Below are 6,441 nucleotides of genomic sequence, written 5' to 3' on the forward strand. Positions count from 1 at the left end.
GCGGTGGCAATGCTGCTTACTCCGTAAAATAGAAAATTGGCAGAAACAGATAGCAATCCGCAAGTCCGTTGAGCTGGTAGAAATACACACCGACCGACGAGAGCGGACCGGCGCAGGGGAACTGAAAATTAGTGCTGACGCTACCCGGTGGATCGGCGTCGAACGGGTACGGTGGAAATGGCGACCGGCTCGCCACGACGAAGGCCGTGCAAGTGACGTCATCCCGAGAGCACGACGGAAACAACCGAAAATATAGCGGCCCGTGGCAGGAGCCAGACGCCGTCTCCTGCACACCGTCCCATATCCAAGTTTCCAAAACCGCCCCGGGCGGAGATCCCAGCATGAAATGACCCTTAAACAAAAGGGGCGAGGTCTGCATGGGCCAAGGCCCCGGACTGCCATCTTGTAACTGCAACGTCATCATGATTCTCGCGGGCATGACGATATTGCCCACAGCACAACCGATGGTCACATGGGTCGGCGGCCCCCCGTCACAACACGGGTCAAGTTCGGCCGCGAAGATCCGTTTGCCGCCCTTCGACAGACCGGTGTCCCGGCCGATGCGATAAGCTGCCGGTCCGGAGGCGGCGCAGTTCACCGCCGCGAAGATCCTCTCGCCGCCCTTTGTCAACAGCGTGTCCACGCCGATGCGGTAATCGCCGGTCGATCCCGAGCCGCCTCCCCCGTCGCATGACGTCTCGGTGATCGTGACGGTGAACGTCCCGGCACATGACCCGGCGTCGGCGACTTGGTCACCCGACTCCCAGATGAAATACGTGCCGGGGTCGGTTGACCTGGGACAACCGGCCGTGTGGTATCCCGTGGCAATCGACGTGAAGGTGTTGAGGGCCAGGCTGAGTTGAAAGCCGGCCGGCCCCCCGGAGATGAATTCCAGAATGGTGATGGTCCCGCACGGCGTCACCACCGGCGATCCAATCGACCCGCCGAAGCCCCAATAATCGCCGGGGGGATAATAGACCAGCGTGATCGGGGGAATGCCGGCGAGCGATCCCCCGAAGGTGGCGAGCATGCAACAGGAGATCGGCTCGGGACAGTTGCCGGTTAGCACCTTGCAATCGCCGCCGCCCCCCGATCCCGATGACGAGCAGGGCGACGGGGCCGCGAAGATGCGCGTGCCTTCCTTCGACAGCTTGGTGTTGACGGTGATGACGCGGGATTGTGTCATGGGACGAGCAGCACCAGGACGGCCTCGCCGTCGGAATAGTCCGTGTCACCGGGGCCGAATTCCACGATGTGCCCCGCGATCAGGCCTTCGTCGTCGACGGTGGTTGGGTCAAGATGAACCATCTTTGTGTCGTCCGTGGCCGGCGGGGTCGCGTACACCGGGCGGCCCTCGGTGTGGCCGACGAATTTGGTGAGTTTTCGGGTCATGTGTCGGTGTCCCTGATCCAGCAATCGTGTCGGTCAACCCATTCGCCCGTGGTCGCGTCGTAACGCACGACTTTCCCGGCCGTGTAGCCTTCCGGCGGCTCGTCCTCCGATTCGTCGTCCGGCCGGACGATCTCCGTTTCCCGCCACGCCTGTGGCTTGTTCCCTGGCCACTCCGCCGTCGGCTGGCCGTTGTCGGGGATCAGTTTCACCTCGGTCATCACGCCGCCGCCACGGTCGAACCACGACACCTCGGAGACCCACTCGCCGGGCAGGATCGAGATTTGCGCCCCAGAATACACAAGCCGCCGCAATGAATGGCCGTCGCGGCGGACCGACCGGAAATACTCGGCCGCCCGCGAGTCGGCCCGCGAGGTCAGGCCGGTCACGTTGGTCAGCGTGTCGCCTTGGTAGTCGGCGGTCAGATCATCAATCAGCCAGACGGTGGTGTCTTCTAATTGGCCGGGGACAGGATCATTCGGATCGGCCACCGTGATCGTGTGCCATGGGTTTTCGCCATTGGCGACCGGCATTTGTTTCCGAAACAACACGTTGACCTGGGCGGGGACACGGCCGAGATTTCCCTCAAGTCCTTCGTTGTCGTCCAGACGCAACCGGGCCAGATCATCGACCGATGCCGTGAACGTTTCATAGGCATCCGGGTCGCCGAGAGGAACGACCGAATAAATGGCGTCTTCCGGGTCGGCCGTCGGGTTGAATGTCAGGGCGCAGCCAAGCCGGGCGAGAATCATTTCAATCGCGTCGATGGTATAAGTCGCGTAAAAGTCGAACGCCTCGGGCGTTCCCTCGGTCACTTCGGGAAGGGTCGGCGTGTCCCCGCGATAATCGGCCGGAAGCGTTTCCCAAACCGCGTCAAACATCTGCTGCCAGGTGTGTGGCGTGCCGCTTTCTTCAAACGTCGTTTCCTTGCGATAATTCCCGGTTGGCGTCTCCCGGAGGTTAAATCCGGCGTCGATCACCGCGAAACGCCACAGATGCCGGATGTCGGCGACACGGACATGAAACACGGCATCCGGATCGCCGGGAAAACTCGGGGTGATCGCCTCACATTCGGTGATGACGAGGCTTTCAAAATCGATCTGCGTGCTGGTTGGTTCGTGAAAAATCGACAGCGATTGGGGCGTGTTGAAGTCAATGAGATCCAGCGAGGCCCGCGTCATCAACAAGTGGCCGATGCCGGAGCGGACGCCGGCGGGATTGCAAAGGCCGTTGGCCAGCCCGACCCAATCCTGACGCAGCCCGAGCATCCGGCACTGGTCGTACAAGGTCTTCGGATCGACAAGCGGTTGATCGGCGAACGTGGCTCCCATGTCCCCATGATGGGGGTTACAAATCGGTGATTGGTGAGAAATGGTTCTCGCGGGGTCGGAAGCGAAGAGCCGTTTGGCGAAAAAGGCGGCCTTGTCGCAGCGGTGTCTCAACTTCCGCATGAAGTTCTTAAAACAGAGGGGAGCCTGAACATCCGTCGGCGCGGCGCGCAACCGTCGGACGGACAACGCCAGGGAGGGCATTGGTGCATCATCAGATTGAAATTGTCGTCGGGTTGGTCGTCGCCATCATCGGCATCGGGGTTCTCGCACGCTGGCTGAAGATCCCGTACCCAATCCTGCTCGTCGTCGGGGGCCTGTTGCTGAGCCTTCAGGACGGGGCCGTGAATATCGGTCTGAATCCGGATTTGGTGATGCTTGGGTTCCTGCCCCCGCTCCTCTACGCGGCCGGGTTTCAGACGGACTGGCCGGCGTTTCGGCGGTCCATCCGGCCGATCCTGTCGCTGGCGGTGGGGTTGGTGCTGTTCACCACGGTCTTGGTGGCTTGGGCGGCGCATGATCTGGCGGGCCTGTCGTGGCCGGCCGCGTTTGTGCTTGGGGCCATCGTGTCCCCGCCGGATGCGGTTGCCGCCGTGGCCGTCACCCGGTTGGTTCGGGTTCCCCGGATCATCACCACCCTGCTTGAGGGGGAAAGCCTTGTGAATGATGCCTCGGCGCTGGTCGCGCTTCGGATCGCCGTCGCCGTGGTCGCCGGGGAGGCGTTCCGGATCGAGCGGGCGGCCCTGGAGTTCGTGACGGTCAGCGTCGGCGGAATCGCCATCGGATTAATCGGGGCTTGGGTGATTGTGCGGGCGCACGAGTGGTTGCGGCACACCCGTCTGGGCGAGCCGAAATTGCACATCGCCCTCAGTCTTTCAACGCCGTACCTGCTGTATCTTCCGGCCGAGCGGGCTGGCGTCAGCGGGGTGCTGGCGGCCGTTTCCGCCGGGTTGTATGTGGGCTGGTTCGGCATCTGCAACGTCCGGCATAATTGGTGTGTCGAGGCCAAGGCGGTCTGGGGCATGGTTGAATTTTTGCTCACCGGGCTGATCTTCCTGCTGATCGGCTTTCAACTCCCGGTCGTCTTGGATGCGCTGGAGAGCCGGCACAGTTTCCCGGCTCTGTGCGGACATGCGGCGATCATCTCCGGCGTGGTCATCGGGGCGAGGTTGCTGTGGATGTACCCCCGCGCTTACCTGCCGAGATGGGTTGACCGGGTTGTGCTGGGGCGGGATGTGGCGTATCCGCCCTGGCAGGCGGTGACGGTGGTTGGCTGGGCCGGGATGCGCGGAGTGGTGTCGCTCGCGGCGGCGCTGTCACTTCCGACCAGCACATCGGAAGGCCCGTTCCCGGATCGGGACTTGATCCTGTTCCTCACGTTCGGGGTCATCCTCGTCACGCTGGTGGGACAGGGAATGACACTGCCGTTGCTGATCCGGATTCTGGGTGTTTCTTCGCTGGCCGAGCCGGATGAGGAAACACCGGCCATGCCGGAATGAGGGGATGGGCGATTGCGATCCACGGGGACGATGGTATTCGCCCCAAGGGGGCGCCCGAAAATAGCCAGGGGCGGTTGCCGCCCCTGGAAACATCGGCAAATAATGGGTTTCCGCCCCAACGGGGCGGCACTTGTTTGATGTGCCGCCCCGTTGGGGCGGAGACCGGGGGGAACGGTCATTTTCCAAGGGCGGCAACCGCCCTTGGCTATTTTCGAGCGCCCCCTTGGGGCGAATACCATTGGCCGGTGCGATTAAACGCGACAATTGATAATCGCCGGAATGATTTGCCAACCCCCCGTCACCAAACCGGGCCATAACCCTTCATGAATCCCCGCCGAAAATGGCCCATTTGTCGGCGCGAAACTAGGCGGGAGGATTAACATCACGTTGCTCGCCATCTGCCCGATGGTTTTTGACAGTCATGAACAACAATCAAGGCCATTGGCCGGTTATCGGCCCCCAAACAACAGCGCTGGCGACCGATGCCCCGGTTGATTCCTCGCCCAAGAATATTCCCCCGACCGTGCGATTACGCGCGCTGATGTCGCGGGCGAAGAATCACCCTCGCAAGACAGTCGCCGATATTTACGGATTGGGGAAGATCCTGCTGGAGGCCAAGGAACTGGCGCCGCACGGGGAGTTTCGGGAATGGGCGGCGAAGGCGGGCGTCAAACCGGATGATGTCAAGCGGGCCACGCTGGCCGTGCGCCGGATCAAGGCCCCGCTGGAACTGCTGCAACACGTGGCCGCCTCGTGTGTGCGGGTGCTGGCTTCCCCCCGAGTGTCGGCATCGGACACCTTGACGCGGCAGGCGCTGTCGGCCGGGAAAGGCCGCAACGGGTTGATCGGCCTGCGGGTGATGCAATCGGCCGTCAGCGATGCGGACCCGGCGGCGATTCACTGTCTGGAGCCGGTCAGGGAAGGCCCGGCCGAGGCGTTGGGCCGGCAACTGCTGGCCCTGTCGGCCGATGAGACGGTGGATTCCATCCACATCACCTACGACCGCGATCCGGAGGAACTGCCGCTGGTCTCGGTGACCATTTTGGGAAGAGGCCCGCGCCGACTGGTTTCCCGCGCGACCATTGAAGAAGCCCTCGCCCGCCTGACCGGCGAGGAACAATTGAAACACTGTTCCCGCTGCGATCGCGATCTCACGATGGTCTCGTTTTCCAAAGAATCGCACTATTGCAAAACCTGCGAACGCGCCCGCGTCGGCGAGTACACCCGCAAGAAACGCGCCGCCAACCGCGAGGCCAAAAAACGCATCGCCGAGATGGGCCAGCCACAACGGTTGGTGGTTGCGGAGGCGGCGATGCCGCCGGTTGTCGTCAGCGAGACGCCGGCCGATCCCATCGCTGTCGATGCGGCCGAGTGTTCAGAAACCTGTTCAGAAACGGCGGTTCCCAACCCGTTTCAAACCCCTTCCCAACCCCTTCTCGATTCCAGCGACCCAACGTGACCAAATCCTGTCAAGGCGAAATTACCCCGGCCGACGGCTTGAAAAACCTCCCCGGCCGGATCAAATCCTCGTAAATTTCCGGCATTTTCATCATCAAGCCCGCTTTGACATCCTCGCCGATGACGCCAAAAAACTGGACACATTGGACACACTAAAAGAAAAGAAAAGGATTATCGGCTTTAGATCCGCAATATTGCGGATCTAAAGCCGAGTTCTGGTTGGCGTGGCGGTGGAAACGGATGGTTTTTCGGTCCAACGGACCGACAAAAGAAGGCACTTTGGCCGCCACACCTATGGCAGAGTTCCGCAAGGTGTGGCGTAAAGGTCAGATCCCCGCAAAGGTTACGTCTTTACGCCCGGCAGGACGCCGCTCTGACGACTCTCCGGAAGGATGATCGGCCGGGTCGTCAGCCCGTCGGGGAGTCGTTGGACCACCGGGAGTCGCGGTACCCTCGCTGGCGCGTCGGGCTATGACTGCGGGTGGTTCCGGATGAAAAGACGTGACCGGTTCCCAAGCCCAAATCCCGGTGCAACCATAGCCCGACGCGCCAGTTTTGAAGTTGCGCTTTTTATCCGGCGGTGCGAAACTCGGCCGGGATGGCCTGCCGGAGTTTTCGTCGCAAACGCCGGATTCCGCCGGGTGTTTGCATGGCGCGGGCCAGGTATTCCAAGTCGGCCTGTTCGCTGTGGCGGCGGACCGCCAGGCAGAGGCCGTGGGTTCGCTGGTGTCGCCAGCGCTCTTTCTGCTTCGTCGTCAGGCCGGACT

The 6,441-nt window shown here is 62.2% G+C and carries 5 protein-coding genes and 1 pseudogene; 2 read left to right on the forward strand and 4 right to left on the reverse strand.

The annotated features are described in order from the left end of the window. Positions 1 to 16 precede the first annotated feature (16 nt). Genes BGIM_RS0142910 through BGIM_RS0142920 form a run of 3 tightly spaced genes read right to left on the reverse strand, consistent with a single transcriptional unit; the run spans position 17 to position 2,720 of the window. Positions 17 to 1,186 carry a hypothetical protein gene (locus BGIM_RS0142910; RefSeq protein ID WP_020475754.1) on the reverse strand — a complete coding sequence of 390 codons (1,170 nt, stop codon included), beginning with the start codon at positions 1,184 to 1,186 and terminating at the stop codon, positions 17 to 19. Continuing rightward, positions 1,183 to 1,392, reverse strand: coding sequence for a hypothetical protein (locus tag BGIM_RS0142915; protein ID WP_020475755.1), 210 nt, complete (start codon positions 1,390 to 1,392; stop codon positions 1,183 to 1,185). The genes BGIM_RS0142910 and BGIM_RS0142915 overlap by 4 nt, the downstream gene beginning before the upstream one ends. Beyond that, positions 1,389 to 2,720, reverse strand: a complete 1,332-nt coding sequence (locus tag BGIM_RS0142920) for a hypothetical protein (protein ID WP_157369861.1) — start codon at positions 2,718 to 2,720, stop codon at positions 1,389 to 1,391. The genes BGIM_RS0142915 and BGIM_RS0142920 overlap by 4 nt, the downstream gene beginning before the upstream one ends. A 203-nt stretch (positions 2,721 to 2,923) precedes the next feature. Between BGIM_RS0142920 and BGIM_RS55545 the strand changes: the two genes are divergently transcribed. Both BGIM_RS55545 and BGIM_RS0142930 read left to right on the forward strand, forming a co-directional pair. After that, positions 2,924 to 4,216, forward strand: coding sequence for a Na+/H+ antiporter (locus BGIM_RS55545; RefSeq protein WP_157369862.1), 1,293 nt, complete (start codon positions 2,924 to 2,926; stop codon positions 4,214 to 4,216). Positions 4,217 to 4,637: 421 nt separating this feature from the next. Next, positions 4,638 to 5,675 carry a hypothetical protein gene (locus BGIM_RS0142930; protein ID WP_020475758.1) on the forward strand — a complete coding sequence of 346 codons (1,038 nt, stop codon included), beginning with the start codon at positions 4,638 to 4,640 and terminating at the stop codon, positions 5,673 to 5,675. 569 nt (positions 5,676 to 6,244) lie between these two features. On the opposite strand, the pseudogene BGIM_RS55550 reads toward BGIM_RS0142930, so the two are convergent. After that, positions 6,245 to 6,441, reverse strand: a pseudogene (locus BGIM_RS55550) (transposase); the annotation flags it as partial.

This window comes from Zavarzinella formosa DSM 19928 (genome assembly GCF_000255705.1).
GTDB classification, from domain to species: Bacteria; Planctomycetota; Planctomycetia; order Gemmatales; family Gemmataceae; genus Zavarzinella; species Zavarzinella formosa.

Excerpts from the sequence above, each read along its gene's own strand:
- BGIM_RS0142910 (WP_020475754.1), bottom strand. The coding sequence starts at position 1,186 with ATGACACAATCCCGCGTCATCACCGTCAACACCAAGCTGTCGAAGGAA.
- BGIM_RS0142915 (WP_020475755.1), bottom strand. The coding sequence starts at position 1,392 with ATGACCCGAAAACTCACCAAATTCGTCGGCCACACCGAGGGCCGCCCG.
- BGIM_RS0142930 (WP_020475758.1), top strand. The coding sequence starts at position 4,638 with ATGAACAACAATCAAGGCCATTGGCCGGTTATCGGCCCCCAAACAACA.
- BGIM_RS0142920 (WP_157369861.1), bottom strand. The coding sequence starts at position 2,720 with ATGGGAGCCACGTTCGCCGATCAACCGCTTGTCGATCCGAAGACCTTG.